Source organism: Rhodococcus sp. JS3073, from assembly GCF_026810085.1.
GTDB lineage: Bacteria > Actinomycetota > Actinomycetes > Mycobacteriales > Mycobacteriaceae > Rhodococcus_F > Rhodococcus_F wratislaviensis.
The window spans coordinates 622,765-635,757 of record NZ_CP113951.1 but is presented as its reverse complement, the minus strand read 5'-3'; the positions used below and the strand labels follow the sequence as shown (position 1 = coordinate 635,757).

Below are 12,993 nucleotides of genomic sequence, written 5' to 3'. Positions count from 1 at the left end.
CGACCGTGTGACACTCTGTGGTTCGTGCGAGTCGCCGTGGTCGCCGGGCCTGATCCCGGACATGCCTTTCCCGCCCTTGCGTTGTGCCTCGCCTTCATCGAGGCCGGAGACGATCCCGTCCTGTTCACAGGCACAAGGTGGGTCGAGCCCGCACGGTCGGCCGGCGTGCCTGCCGAGCTGCTGAAAGGTCTCGCGCCCCGCCCGACGGACGACGACCTCGATGCGGGCGCGCGCATTCACGCCCGCGCCGCGCACATCTCCACCGAGTTGCTCCCCGACCTGCGCGCGATGGGACCCGACCTCGTGGTCTCGGACATCCTCACCGCAGGCGGGGGGATGGCCGCGGAGCGGCTGGGGATTCCATGGGTCGAGCTGTCCCCGCACCCGCTGTACGCCGCGTCCACGGGGTTGCCGCCCATTGGGAGCGGATTGGCTCCGGGCGTGGGAATCAGGGGCACGCTCCGCGACACGCTCATGCGCGCCGCGACGGCGCGGTCGATCCGGCAGGGTGAGCGGCAGCGCTCCGCGGCCCGGGTCGGCGTCGGACTGCCTGCGAAGGACCCGGGACCGGTGCGCCGGCTGATCGCGACGCTCCCCGCGCTCGAGGTGCCAAGGCCGGACTGGCCTGCCGAGGCGCACGTCGTCGGTCCGTTGCTGTGGGAACCGACGAACGAGGTGCTCGAGGCGCCGGACGGCGCCGATCCTCTGGTCATGGTGGCTCCGTCGACCGCATTCACCGGCGCCGAGGGCATGCTCGAGACGACGCTCGCGGGTCTCGATGGGGCTGGCGTCCGGGTGATCGCGTCGATACTGGACGGATCGCCGGCGACGGTTCCGCCGTGGGCGCGAGCCGGTCTGGGCCGGCAGGACGCGATGCTGCGCGAGGCGTCGGCGGTAGTCTGCGGCGGCGGACACGGAATGCTGGCCAAGGCCCTGCTCGCAGGGGTTCCGGCGGTGGTGGTTCCCGGCGGCGGCGATCAGTGGGAGCTCGCGAACCGGGCCGCGCGGCAGGGGAGCGCCGTCGTGGTTCGTCCCCCGAGTGCGGAGGCGCTCCGCGCGGCGGTCGAACAGGTGCTCTCGAACGGTGCCCACGCGGACGCCGCGCGGCGGGCCGCGCGGAGCAACGCGGACGTCGCCGATCCGGTGGAGGTGTGCCGCGACGCGCTGCGGTGAGAGCCCGGCTCGAGGTTCGGCTAGCGTGGATGCGTGCGACTGACCGAATTTCACCAACTCGTCCGCGAAGAGTTCGGACAGATGCGCGGCGACGCACTACTCGTCGACCACGTGCTGCTCAGTCTCGGGGGCAAGACCGCCGCCGAAGCCATCGAGGACGGAAGGGAACCCCGCGAGGTGTGGCGTGAACTCTGCGTGGAGTTCGACGTCCCGCCGCAGCGCCGGTAGAAATCCGGCGTGTCGAACGGACCGACCGCACATATCGAACACACGTTCCCCTATGCTGGAGATGTTCGGTGGTCACGGTTCTTGTCGGTACCTGGATCTAACCTGACCGCAGATCACTGATGAGACTCGAGGAATGGGGACGACGATGGCACCACAGGCACACGATCGAGACAAGGCGCTCGACCTCGCGCTGGCGCAGATCGACAAGAACTTCGGCAAGGGCTCGGTGATGCGCCTGGGCGAAGGTGTCCGTCAGCCCATCGCCGTCATCCCTACCGGCTCCATCGCGCTGGACGTCGCCCTCGGCATCGGCGGGCTGCCCCGCGGCCGTGTCGTCGAGATCTACGGCCCGGAGTCCTCGGGTAAGACCACCGTGGCTCTGCACGCGGTCGCCAACGCCCAGGCGGCAGGCGGCATCGCCGCGTTCATCGACGCCGAGCACGCGCTCGACCCCGACTACGCCCAGAAGCTCGGCGTCGACACCGACGCGCTGCTGGTGTCGCAGCCCGACACCGGTGAGCAGGCGCTGGAGATCGCAGACATGCTGATCCGCTCCGGTGCCCTCGACATCCTCGTGGTCGACTCCGTGGCCGCGCTGGTCCCGCGCGCCGAGATCGAGGGCGAGATGGGCGACAGCCACGTGGGTCTGCAGGCCCGTCTGATGAGCCAGGCGCTCCGTAAGATGACCGGTGCGCTCAGCAATTCCGGCACCACCGCGATCTTCATCAACCAGCTGCGCGAGAAGATCGGCGTCATGTTCGGTTCCCCCGAAACCACCACCGGTGGTAAGGCATTGAAGTTCTACTCGTCGGTGCGCCTCGACGTGCGGCGGATCGAGACCCTGAAGGACGGCACCGACGCGGTGGGTAACCGTACCCGTGTCAAGGTGGTCAAGAACAAGGTCGCGCCGCCGTTCAAGCAGGCCGAGTTCGACATTCTCTACGGCCTGGGAATCAGCAAGGAAGGCTCGCTGATCGATATGGGTGTCGAACACGGGTTCATCCGCAAGTCGGGCTCCTGGTACACCTACGAAGGCGACCAGTTGGGGCAGGGCAAGGAGAACGCCCGCAAGTTCCTGCTGGAGAACACCGACATCCGGGACGAGATCGAGAAGAAGATCAAGGAAAAGCTCGGAATCGGCGCCGACGTCACTGCTGCTACGGATGACGCCGCCCCGGTCGAATTCTAAGGCGCCGCCGTGCGTCCGACGGGCGAAGGTGGAACGGAGACGCAGGCCAAGGATTTGTGCCTGCGTCTTCTGACTGACCGTGCCCGGAGTCGAGCGGAGTTGGCCGAGCGTCTGGCGAAGAAGGGCTACTCGGCCGAGGTCGCTGAGCGTGTGCTGGATCGTCTCGCCGAGGTCGGACTCGTCAACGACGCCGACTTCGCCCAGCAGTGGGTGCATTCGCGGCACACGTACTCCGGTAAGGGGAAACGTGCGCTCGCACTGGAACTGCGCCGCAAGGGGATCGGTCAGGACGACGCTGCCGAGGCGCTCGCTCAGATCGACAGCGAAGACGAACGAGCGCGAGCGACGGAACTGGTCGCGAAGAAACTGCGGACGGTGTCCGCGGACGATCGGGACCGTGCGGTCCGCCGTCTGGTGTCGATGCTCGCGCGCCGTGGATTCCCCCAGGGCATGGCGTTCGAGGTGGTCAAGGAACAACTCGATCGAGCCGGTGCGGAAACCGACGGCCTGTTCGACGAGACCTGACCACGTCGTCACGACAACAACACTGACGAGACAACAACACTGGCCAGACGACCACACTGCGGTCGGGCGGAACAGAGTTCCCATCCGACCGCAGTGTCATGTCACACCCGCGTCATGTCACAACCGCTTGTCGGTGATGTCCATACCCGGAACCGAAACCGCCGGAAGCTCGGGAACGGCCCCTCCGGGGCCTCCGCCCTTCCGGCTGGCCCGTAGTCGCTTCTCCACCTTGGTCGCCACCACGGTGAGCGTGTAGTTGAGGATGATCATGATGATCGCCACCACGATCAGGGCGGGCAGGTAGTTGCCGTAGAACGCACCGAGCTGCTGGCCGGACCGCACCACTTCGACGTAGCCGATGAGGTAACCGAGCGCGGAGTCCTTCAGGGCCACCACCATCTGCGAGATGATCGCGGGCAGCATCGCCGTGACGGCCTGCGGAAGCAGGATGCTCCGCATGACCTGACCCTTGCGCATACCCAGTGCCATGGCGGCCTCGCTCTGTCCCTTGGGGAGCGAGTTGATGCCTGCCCTGACGATTTCGGCGATCACCGAGCCGTTGTACAGCGTGAGGCCGACGATGACCGCGGCGAGCGCAAGGTATTTCGACTTGAAGACCTCGTACTCGGCGAACAGCTGGTACGAGAAGATCATCAGGATCAGCACCGGGATGGCGCGGAACAGTTCGACGATCCCGCCGGCCACCCATCGCACCGGCCGGTGGTTCGACAGGCGTCCGATGCCGAGGATCGCGCCGAGGATCAGCGCGAACAGGATCGATACGGCGGCCGCCACGAGGGTGCCGCGGATGCCGGGGATCAGATACGTCGTCCACGACGTCGATTCGAGGAACGGATCCCACTTCGCGGCCGTCAGCTGACCCTTGTCGTCGAGCGCGGCGTAGACGAGGTAGCCGATTCCCAGTAGGACGACTGCGACCACGACCGAGATCAGGCGGTAGATGTTCTTCGCCTTAGGGCCCGGTGCGTCGTAGAGGACGGTGGCGGAATTGCTCATCGTGCAACCTCGAATCGCTTGCTCAGGTATCCGAAGAGAAGCCCCATCGGCAGGGTCAGGATCACGAAGCCGAGCGCGAAGATGCCACCGACGACGAAGATGGCGGCCTCGTTCTCGATCATTTCCTTCATCAGCAGCGACGCCTCCGCCACACCGATCACCGAGGCGATCGTCGTGTTCTTGGTCAGGGCGATCAACACACTGCCGAGTGGGGCGGTGACCGCGCGGAATGCCTGCGGCAGCACGATCAACCGCAGATTCTGGGAGAACGTGAGGCCGAGTGACCGGCCCGCCTCCGCCTGTCCGACGTGCACGGTGTTGATGCCGGACCGCAGCGACTCGCAGACGAACGCCGCGGTGTAGACGCTGAGGCCGAGCACGGCGAGCCGGAAGTTGTTCTCCTCGAAGAACGTCGGCGACTGCTCGGGGGCAAGCTTGACGCCCATCGTCTGGAAGAGCCCGAAGGAGCAGAAGATGATGATGAGCGTCAGGGGAGTGTTGCGGAAGATCGTCACGTACGCCGTGCCGACGCCACGCGCGACCGGGATAGGTGACACCCGCATCGCCGCGAGGATGGTGCCGAGTATCAGAGCACCGACAGCCGAGAACGCGGTGAGTTGCACCGTCGTCCAGAATGCGTCGATCAGCTGATCGCTGTATTTGCTCAGTAGGTCCACTTACCGTCTCCCCAGGTCACCGGTGGTTGGTGTCGAACCGGGCCGGACGACTCCACGAATGGAAGTCGTCCGACCCGGATGAGTGAGTTGCTCAGTACCGATCGACGGTCGGCGGGGCGGGGATCGGGTAGCCCGACGCACCGACGGTCTCGTTGAACGCGCGCTCCCACGAGCCGTCCGCGATCATGGCGTCGATGGCGTCGTTGATCTTGGCGCGGGTCTCGTCGTCGCCCTTGGCCAGGCCGATGCCGTAGCGCTCTTCGGTGAACGGCTCGCCGACCACCTTCAGCTCGCCGGGGTACTGCGCCGCGTAACCGGCGAGGATGATGTCGTCGGTGGTGACGGCGTCCACCGCACCGTTGCGCAGCGCCTCGACGCAGGCCGAGTACGTGTCGAACTCCTGCAGCTGCACGTCCTGCGCGTACGTGTCCTTGACCTTCTGCGCCGGAGTGGACCCGGTGACGGAGCACAGCTTCTTGCCGCCGTTGAGCGAATCGGGGCCGGTGATGTCGGTGTTGTCGGACTTCACCAGGAGCGACTGTCCGGCGATGAAGTACGGCCCGGCGAAGTCGACCTTCTCCTTGCGGGCGTCGGTGATCGAGTAGGTCGCGACGATGTAGTCGACCTCACCGTTCTGGATCAACGTCTCGCGCTGAGCCGACGGGGACTCCTTGAACTCGATGTTCTCGGGCGCGACACCCAGCTTGCCGGCCACGTACTCGGCCACCTCGACGTCGAAGCCGCTGAAGGAACCGTCCGGGTTGCGCAATCCGAGGCCGGGCTGGTCGTACTTGATTCCGACGGTGAGCTTGCCCTCCGACGCGCTCTGGGAGGCGCTCTTCTCTTCACCTCCGCCACAAGCAGATGCGACGACGGCGAGCGCCATGACGCCGATTCCCACGCGAATCGAGCGATTGATTCTCATCGAGTTCCTCCAATTGAAAATGACGGGTGTTGCGTGTGGAGCACGGTCGACCGAAGGAGCACCGGCTCCTTCGGGTCAGTGGCTGAGAATCTTGCCGAGAAAGTCCTTCGCGCGCTCGGATTTGGGAGCGGTGAAGAACGTGGTGGGCTCGGCGTCCTCGACGATCTGGCCGTCGGCCATGAATAGGACACGGTGGCCGACCTTGCGGGCGAAGCCCATCTCGTGTGTCACCACGAGCATGGTCATGCCTTCCTTGGCGAGCGAGGTCATGACGTCCAGGACCTCGTTGACCATTTCCGGGTCGAGTGCGGACGTCGGCTCGTCGAACAGCATGACCTTGGGGTTCATGGCGAGTGCGCGTGCGATTGCGACTCGCTGCTGCTGACCGCCCGACAACTGCGCCGGGTACTTGTCCGCCTGATTGGCGATGCCGACCCGCTCGAGAAGCTCATAGGCCTTCGCCTTCGCGTCGGCGCTGCTCTTCTTCCGCACCTTGACCGGTGCGAGCATCACGTTCTCGAGGATCGTCTTGTGGGCGAACAGGTTGAACGACTGGAACACCATGCCCACGTCGGCGCGCAGCGCCGCGAGGGCCTTGCCCTCGGCTGGGAGAACCTTGCCGTCCACCGCGATCTCACCGGAGTCGATGGGCTCGAGGCGGTTGATGGTGCGGCACAGCGTCGACTTACCCGAGCCGGACGGTCCGAGGACGATCACGACCTGTCCGCGGGGGACTTCGAGGTCGATCTCCTGGAGGACGTGGAGGGCGCCGAAGTGTTTGTTCACCGATTTCATCGAGATCATGGACGGGGCCGCGCCCGTGGAGGGTGTCGGCGTCGCGTCGTCGGCTTGCGTCATAGTCGATGACCCTATGTGTTCGGAGCGGGAGCACCTGCCATTTGCTCCGAGAATCCTCGGGATGTCACGGAAACTTTACTGTCCGGCTTCGGGCGTGTGTCCGGGCGCACACCGGCCGCGACGAGGCGATTTGGCGCGGGCCGTACCCTGGCATACGTGGACACGATCGACCAGACCCCTCACCGCAGCTACGAGGTGCGCACGTACGGCTGCCAGATGAACGTGCACGACTCCGAGCGGCTGTCGGGGCTCCTCGAGGACGCCGGCTACACGAAGGCGGCCGCGGGGCAGGCACCCGACCTCGTCGTCTTCAACACCTGCGCGGTGCGGGAGAACGCCGACAACAAGTTGTACGGCAACCTGAGCCACCTCGCGCCTGCGAAGGAACAGAACCCCGACATGCAGATCGCGGTCGGCGGGTGCCTGGCGCAGAAGGACCGCGACGTCGTCGTGAAGAAGGCGCCGTGGGTGGACGTCGTGTTCGGCACCCACAACATCGGTTCACTCCCCGCGTTGCTGGACCGGGCCCGCCACAACCAGCGGGCCGAGGTCGAGATCCTCGACGCACTGGAGGCGTTCCCGTCGACGCTGCCCGCCAAGCGGGAGTCGGCGTACGCGGGCTGGGTGTCCATCTCGGTGGGATGCAACAACACCTGCACGTTCTGCATCGTGCCCGCGCTGCGCGGCAAGGAGGTCGACCGGCGCCCCGGCGACATCCTGGCCGAGGTGCAGGCCCTGGTGAACGAGGGCGTCGTCGAGGTCACCCTGCTCGGGCAGAACGTCAACGCGTACGGCGTGTCCTTCGCGGATCCGGACCAGCCCCGCGACCGCGGCGCGTTCGCCGCGCTGCTGCGCGCGTGCGGAGAGATCGACGGGCTCGAGCGGGTGCGCTTCACGTCTCCGCACCCGGCCGAATTCACCGACGATGTCATCGAGGCGATGGCCGAGACCCCCAACGTGTGTCCCCAGCTGCACATGCCGCTGCAGTCCGGCTCGGACCGGGTGCTGAAGGCGATGCGCCGCTCCTACCGGAAGTCGCGATTCCTGGGGATCATCGACAAGGTCCGCACCGCGATGCCGCACGCGGCGATCACCACCGACATCATCGTGGGCTTCCCGGGTGAGACCGAGGAAGATTTCCAGGACACGCTCGATGTCGTCCGGCAGGCGCGCTTCACCAGCGCCTACACCTTCCAGTACTCCAAGCGGCCCGGCACCCCGGCAGCGGAGATGGACGAGCAGCTGCCCAAGGCGGTCGTCCAGGAACGGTACGAACGTCTCATCGCGTTGCAGGAACAGATCACCCTCGAGGAGAACCAGAAGCTCGTCGGCGCCGAGGTGGAACTGCTCGTCGCCGCCGGGGAGGGTCGCAAGAACGCGGAGACCGCCCGGATGAGCGGGCGCGCCCGCGACGGCCGGCTCGTCCACTTCCGGCCCGAGGGCAACCTCGACGGGAACGTCCGGCCCGGCGACGTCGTCACCGTCGTCGTCAGTGCCGCCGCCCCCCACCATCTCGTTGCCGACACCCCGGTCCTGACCCACCGCCGCACCCGTGCGGGCGACTCCTTCGAGAAGGGCGTGACCCCGAAGACCCCGCCGATCGGTGTGGGACTCGGACTTCCGCAGATCGGTGCGCCCGCACCACTACCCGCCCAGATGGGATGCAACGCATGACCTCCCCGTTCGACGACAAGCGGCACGACGGAAACCACACTGGCGACAGCGGTTCGAGTGCCGGGAACGAGCCGATCGAGAGTTACCTGAAGGACTTCGACGCCGCCGAGAAGAAGGTGGCCGGCGAGATCGATCCCGGCGCGCGTGCGCTCGTCGTCGCGGTTGCGGTGGTCGTGCTCCTCGGCTCACTGACGTTGCCGCACTCCGGCATCGCCAACGGCTGGGAGGTGCTGGTGTACGGGGACGACGCCCGCGCGGAGACGATCGCGCTGCCGTCGCGGCTGTTCGTGTGGTTCGAGGTGGTGTTCGGGGTCGTCGTGTCGATGCTGGCGCTCGTCACCCGCCGCTGGGCGCTCGCCTGGGTGGCCCTCGCCGGAACCGCCGTGTCCATCGTGTTCGGCATGCTCGCCATCTGGTCGCGGCAGACACCGGCGCCCGGGGTCGAGGCGGCCGGACCGGGGATCGGTCTGATCATCGGCTGGCTCACCGTCATCGTGCTCACGTTCCACTGGTTGAAGGTGGTCTGGAGCCGGACCGCCCTACAGTTGGCCGCAGAAGAAGAACGCCGCGCCGCTGCCGCCGAAGCGGAGCGACGCGGCGACTGGAACGTCGGCTGATCGTGCCTACGGGCCGCTGACGGCGCCCTCGGCCGCCTCGGCCCATTCGCGCCACTGCTGGGCCTGCGCGAGGGCGCTCTCGGCGTCCTTCGTCTTGCCCGCGGCGGTCGCCTTGGCGGCCTGCTCCTCGAACTGAGTGACCCGTTCTCGGAACTGCGCGGCCCGGGCGAGGGCCTCCGGGTCGGTGCGGCGCCATTCCTCGTCGGCGGCATCGCGGACACGCTTCTCGATTGCCCGCAGCTTGCCCTCGAGGTCGTGCATCCGCTCGCGGGGCACCTTGCCGATGGCGTCCCACTTCTCCTGCAGGTCGCGCAGCGCGGCCCTCGCCGCGTCGATGTCCTTGGCCGGATCGATGTGGCCGGCGTTCTTCAGCAGCTCTTCCTTGGCGACCGCGTTCTCCTCGAACTCGGCGTCGCGTTCGGAGGACGCGGCGTTGCGGGCGGCGAAGAACACGTCCTGAGCGCCCTTGAACCGCTTCCACAGGTTGTCGTCCGCTTCTCGGGGTGCGCGGCCCGCGGCCTTCCACTCGGCGAGCAGATCGCGGAAAGCCCCGGCCGTGGGACCCCAGTCGGTGGAGTCGGACAGAGCCTCGGCCCGTTCGACGAGCTCTTCCTTCTTGGTCTTCGCGGCGGCGCGCTCGCGGTCGAGTTCGGCGAAATGGGCGCCGCGACGCCGGTTGAACGCCTCCCGCGCCTTCGAGTAGCGCTTCCACAGGGCGTCGTCGACCTTCCGGTCGATACCGCGGATCGTCTTCCACTCGTCCAGAATCTCGCGCAACCGGTCGCCGGCGGCCTTCCACTGCGTGGATTCGGCACCGATCTGTTCCGCCTCCGCGGCCAGCGCTTCCTTGCGTTCGGTGTGAGCCTGCCGCGACAGTTCCTTCTCGTGCTTGGCGTGGGCCGCTGCCTCGTCGGATCCGGCGATGATGACGTCGAGCCGCGCCGCGAGTGAATCGATGTCACCGATCACCGCGGCGGTCGGGAGGGATTCGGCGAGCGCGAGCGCAGCCGCCTTGGTCTTCTTCGCGTCGCCCGCACCGGAACTGAGCCGGGCCTCGAGGAGTGCCACTTCCGTTGCCAGATCGTCGAAGCGCCGACCGAAGTGCGCCAGACCTTCCGCCGCGTCTCCGGCCTGCCACGACCCGATCTGCCGTTCGCCGTCCGCGGTCTTCACCCAGGCGGTGCCGTCGTCGTCCACGCGGCCGAACTTGCTCGGGTCACTGTGGGCGGGGGCGGCGACGGCGGGGGCGGAGAGGGCGTGTGTCGGGGTGGGGTGGGGCTTGGGTGCACCCGGTTTCGCGGCGGCACCGGGCTTCGGGACGCTGGACGTCGGTGTGTCGTGCTGCTGAGCGGCAGGCTCCACGGCGGGCTTCGCGTCGCTGCTGTCGGTCATCGGTTCCTCATCTCTGCCGCGCGTCACGGCTGCCTGAACGCAATACTGGCTCCATACGACCCGGGACGGGTGCTGGCTCCATTCAACCCGGTACGGGCCCTGTGGACTATTGAATCAGGTCGGACGGTCCGCGTTGGTACCGATTGACGGCAGCGTCCGAATCGGATGCCGGGTCCGCGCGGACGGTCGACTAGCGTGACTGTGTGTTCACCGCCGCAATCCTCGTGCCGTCCCCACCGCTACTGGTACCCGAACTGACCGGGGCGGCCGCTACGGAGACGGCGCCGTTGCGGGACGCGGTGCAGACGGCGGCGAAGGCGTTGTCCGCGCTCGCCACCGAGTGGGTCGCGGTCGGAGCGGCACCCGCCGCGGTGGACGTACGACCCGACGCCCAGGGCACCTATCGCGGCTACGGCGTCGACGTGCGGGTCACTCTGCGGCCCGGTCCGGCAGCCGATCCCGACCCGGACCTGCCGCTCGCGGCGCTGACGGCCGGGTGGATCCGTGGGACGTGCGCGCCGGATGCCGTCGTCGACGCGCGGATCCTCCCCGCCGACCTGTCTCCGGAACAGTGCGCCGAGTACGGCGCGGAACTGCGTAGGCTTCTCGACCGGGACCCCGAGCCGCGCGGGCTGGTGATCGTCGCGGACGGCGCGAACACGCTCACGGCGAAGGCGCCGGGCGCGTTCGACCCGCGTGCGGAAGGCGTGCAGGCCGGGATCGACGCGGCGCTCGACACCGGCGACCGCGACGCGCTGCTGGCCCTCGAACCCACGGTGTGCGATTCCCTCGGCATCGGCGGGCGCGTCCCGTGGCAGGTGCTCGCAGGCGTGTTCGACGCGCCGCCCGCTTCCTGCCGGACGCTGTACAGCGCGGCACCGTACGGAGTCGGCTACCACGTGGGGGAGTGGCGACCGTGACGTCACCCGTGCCGATCGCCGTTGTCGGACCGACCGCGACCGGAAAGTCGGATCTCGCACTGGACCTGGCCGAGCGTCTCGGCGGCGAGATCGTCAACATCGACGCGATGCAGCTGTACCGGGGTATGGACATCGGCACCGCCAAACTCGCCCCGGCGGACCGCCGTGGAATACCGCACCACCAGCTCGACGTGCTCGACGTGACGGAGACGGCGACCGTCGCGAACTATCAGCAGGCGGCGGTCCGCGATGTGGAGGCGATCACCGCACGCGGCGCCGTGCCGGTCATCGTCGGCGGATCGATGATGTACGTGCAGTCGCTGCTCGACGAGTGGAGCTTCCCCGCCACCGATGCGTCGGTGCGGGCGCGCTGGGAAGCGGTCCTCGCCGAGAAGGGCGTCGCCGCCGTCCACGCCGAACTGTGCCGGGTGGACCCCGACGCCGCGGCGTCGATCCTCCCCACCGACGGCAGGCGCCTGGTCCGTGCCCTCGAAGTCGTGGAGATCACCGGAAAGCCGTTCGCGGCGTCGGCCCCTCGCATCGGCGAACCGCGCTGGGGCACACACATCGTCGGCGTCGACCGCGATACCGCCGAACTCGACGACCGGATCCGGCTCCGCACCCGGCTGATGTTCGAACGGGGACTCGTCGACGAGGTGCGCGGACTGATCGACGTGGGACTGCGCGAAGGCGTCACCGCTCCCCGGGCCATCGGCTACGCACAGGTCCTCGCCTGGCTCGACGGCGAATACGACCTCGACGAGGCGCAGGAACGGACATTCATCGGCACCCGGCGCTACGTGCGCAGGCAACGGTCGTGGTTCCGCCGCGACACCCGCATCCACTGGGTCGACGGAAGCGACCCCGACCTCGCGGACACCACGATCCGCACCCTCGGCGAGACCCGAACACTGGGAGAACGATGAGCCGCGCACCATCCGGACGCAACCGTCCGGCCCCGTCCCTGCTGGTGACCGCCCGCAACGCCCGCTTCCAGCAGTGGCAGTCGTACCTCACCAACCGCGCCAAACGAACGAAAGCGGGACGCTTTCTGATTCAGGGTGTCCGTCCCCTCAACCTGGCGCTGGAACACGACTGGCCGATCGAATCGCTGCTGCACCGCATCGACGGCCCGCCGCTGTCCGACTGGGCGCGGGAACTGCTCGAGACCCGGTCCGTCGAACAGATCGGGGTCAGTGCCGAACTGATGGCCGAACTGGGTGAGAAGGCCACCACCGCGCCGGAACTGATCGCCGTCGCGAAGACACGCGCCCCGCGACTGAAGGACCTGCGACTGCAGTCCGTTCCCCTGATCGTCGTGTTCGATCGGCCCGCCTCACCCGGAAACCTGGGCACCCTCGTGCGTTCCGCCAACGCGTTCGGCGCCGACGCGGTCGTCGTGGTCGGCCACGGCGCCGACCCGTTCGACCCCCGGAGCGTCCGCGCCTCCACCGGATCCCTCTTCGCGATGCCCGTCGTCACGGTCTCGTCCGTCGACGAGATCCTCGCCTTCCGCGACGCCCGGCGTGCGTCCGGAACCGACCTGCACATCGTCGGCACCGACGAGACCGGCTCCGTGACCATCGACGCCCACGACTTCGGCGGCGGCACGGTGCTCGTGATCGGCAACGAGACCCGCGGGATGAGCGCTGCGTGGCGCGACGCCTGCGACACGGTGGTCAACATTCCGATCGGAGGCGCCGCGAGTTCCCTCGGCGCCCCCTCCGCCGGCGCCGTCGCCCTGTACGAAATCGCCCGGCAGCGTCGACGAACCCGCACCCGCTCGACCGTTGGTTAG

The 12,993-nt window shown here is 67.9% G+C and carries 14 protein-coding genes; 9 read left to right on the top strand and 5 right to left on the bottom strand.

The genetic code is table 11. The annotated features are described in order from the left end of the window. Positions 1-24 precede the first annotated feature (24 nt). The 4 genes from OYT95_RS03015 (at position 25) to recX (ending at position 3,115) form a co-directional block, all read left to right on the top strand. Positions 25-1,173, top strand: coding sequence for a glycosyltransferase (locus OYT95_RS03015; protein WP_268790830.1), 1,149 nt, complete (start codon positions 25-27; stop codon positions 1,171-1,173). A 33-nt stretch (positions 1,174-1,206) separates the two neighbouring features. Continuing rightward, positions 1,207-1,401 (top strand): DUF3046 domain-containing protein, encoded by a 195-nt coding sequence (locus OYT95_RS03010; RefSeq protein WP_005240748.1) that lies wholly within the window; start codon positions 1,207-1,209, stop codon positions 1,399-1,401. A gap of 145 nt (positions 1,402-1,546) precedes the next feature. Further along, positions 1,547-2,590 (top strand): recombinase RecA, encoded by a 1,044-nt coding sequence (gene recA / locus OYT95_RS03005; RefSeq protein WP_005240749.1) that lies wholly within the window; start codon positions 1,547-1,549, stop codon positions 2,588-2,590. A 9-nt stretch (positions 2,591-2,599) separates the two neighbouring features. Next, positions 2,600-3,115 carry a recombination regulator RecX gene (gene recX, locus OYT95_RS03000; protein WP_328286532.1) on the top strand — a complete coding sequence of 172 codons (516 nt, stop codon included), beginning with the start codon at positions 2,600-2,602 and terminating at the stop codon, positions 3,113-3,115. Between the two features lie 117 nt (positions 3,116-3,232). Here recX and OYT95_RS02995 read toward each other — a convergent pair whose 3' ends face one another. From OYT95_RS02995 to OYT95_RS02980, 4 genes are all read right to left on the bottom strand, one after another. Continuing rightward, a complete protein-coding gene (locus OYT95_RS02995) occupies positions 3,233-4,132 on the bottom strand; it encodes an amino acid ABC transporter permease (protein ID WP_128638888.1) in 900 nt (299 codons plus the stop codon). Beyond that, positions 4,129-4,809 carry an amino acid ABC transporter permease gene (locus OYT95_RS02990; RefSeq protein WP_005261143.1) on the bottom strand — a complete coding sequence of 227 codons (681 nt, stop codon included), beginning with the start codon at positions 4,807-4,809 and terminating at the stop codon, positions 4,129-4,131. Before OYT95_RS02990 ends, OYT95_RS02995 begins: the two co-directional genes overlap by 4 nt. Before the next feature lie 91 nt (positions 4,810-4,900). After that, complete coding sequence (locus OYT95_RS02985; RefSeq protein WP_037232512.1) at positions 4,901-5,734, bottom strand: glutamate ABC transporter substrate-binding protein; 834 nt, start codon at positions 5,732-5,734, stop codon at positions 4,901-4,903. 75 nt (positions 5,735-5,809) lie between these two features. Further along, positions 5,810-6,538, bottom strand: coding sequence for an amino acid ABC transporter ATP-binding protein (locus OYT95_RS02980; RefSeq protein ID WP_025432387.1), 729 nt, complete (start codon positions 6,536-6,538; stop codon positions 5,810-5,812). 210 nt (positions 6,539-6,748) lie between these two features. Here OYT95_RS02980 and miaB point away from each other — a divergent pair, with 210 nt between their 5' ends. Together miaB and OYT95_RS02970 are read left to right on the top strand one after the other, a co-directional pair. After that, on the top strand, positions 6,749-8,266 hold the full coding sequence (gene miaB, locus OYT95_RS02975; RefSeq protein ID WP_037232509.1) for a tRNA (N6-isopentenyl adenosine(37)-C2)-methylthiotransferase MiaB: 1,518 nt from the start codon (positions 6,749-6,751) through the stop codon (positions 8,264-8,266). Continuing rightward, positions 8,263-8,883: an Rv2732c family membrane protein gene (locus OYT95_RS02970; RefSeq protein WP_037232506.1), complete on the top strand. Its 621-nt coding sequence runs from the start codon at positions 8,263-8,265 to the stop codon at positions 8,881-8,883. The genes miaB and OYT95_RS02970 overlap by 4 nt, the downstream gene beginning before the upstream one ends. A 6-nt stretch (positions 8,884-8,889) precedes the next feature. Here OYT95_RS02970 and OYT95_RS02965 read toward each other — a convergent pair whose 3' ends face one another. Then, complete coding sequence (locus tag OYT95_RS02965; RefSeq protein ID WP_037232503.1) at positions 8,890-10,275, bottom strand: DUF349 domain-containing protein; 1,386 nt, start codon at positions 10,273-10,275, stop codon at positions 8,890-8,892. A 203-nt stretch (positions 10,276-10,478) separates the two neighbouring features. Here OYT95_RS02965 and OYT95_RS02960 point away from each other — a divergent pair, with 203 nt between their 5' ends. From OYT95_RS02960 to OYT95_RS02950, 3 genes are read left to right on the top strand one after another with little or no spacing between them, the layout of a single operon-like run. Further along, positions 10,479-11,195 (top strand): class III extradiol dioxygenase subunit B-like domain-containing protein, encoded by a 717-nt coding sequence (locus OYT95_RS02960; RefSeq protein ID WP_037232501.1) that lies wholly within the window; start codon positions 10,479-10,481, stop codon positions 11,193-11,195. Further along, positions 11,192-12,121 (top strand): tRNA (adenosine(37)-N6)-dimethylallyltransferase MiaA, encoded by a 930-nt coding sequence (gene miaA, locus OYT95_RS02955; protein ID WP_268790829.1) that lies wholly within the window; start codon positions 11,192-11,194, stop codon positions 12,119-12,121. Before OYT95_RS02960 ends, miaA begins: the two co-directional genes overlap by 4 nt. Then, positions 12,118-12,993, top strand: a complete 876-nt coding sequence (locus OYT95_RS02950; protein ID WP_268790828.1) for a TrmH family RNA methyltransferase — start codon at positions 12,118-12,120, stop codon at positions 12,991-12,993. The genes miaA and OYT95_RS02950 overlap by 4 nt, the downstream gene beginning before the upstream one ends.

Bases quoted from the DNA above. Each gene is read 5' to 3' on its own strand.
- recA (WP_005240749.1), top strand. From the start codon at position 1,547: ATGGCACCACAGGCACACGATCGAGACAAGGCGCTCGACCTCGCGCTG.
- OYT95_RS02995 (WP_128638888.1), bottom strand. From the start codon at position 4,132: ATGAGCAATTCCGCCACCGTCCTCTACGACGCACCGGGCCCTAAGGCG.
- OYT95_RS02985 (WP_037232512.1), bottom strand. From the start codon at position 5,734: ATGAGAATCAATCGCTCGATTCGCGTGGGAATCGGCGTCATGGCGCTC.
- OYT95_RS02980 (WP_025432387.1), bottom strand. From the start codon at position 6,538: ATGATCTCGATGAAATCGGTGAACAAACACTTCGGCGCCCTCCACGTC.
- OYT95_RS02970 (WP_037232506.1), top strand. From the start codon at position 8,263: ATGACCTCCCCGTTCGACGACAAGCGGCACGACGGAAACCACACTGGC.
- OYT95_RS02965 (WP_037232503.1), bottom strand. From the start codon at position 10,275: ATGACCGACAGCAGCGACGCGAAGCCCGCCGTGGAGCCTGCCGCTCAG.
- OYT95_RS02950 (WP_268790828.1), top strand. From the start codon at position 12,118: ATGAGCCGCGCACCATCCGGACGCAACCGTCCGGCCCCGTCCCTGCTG.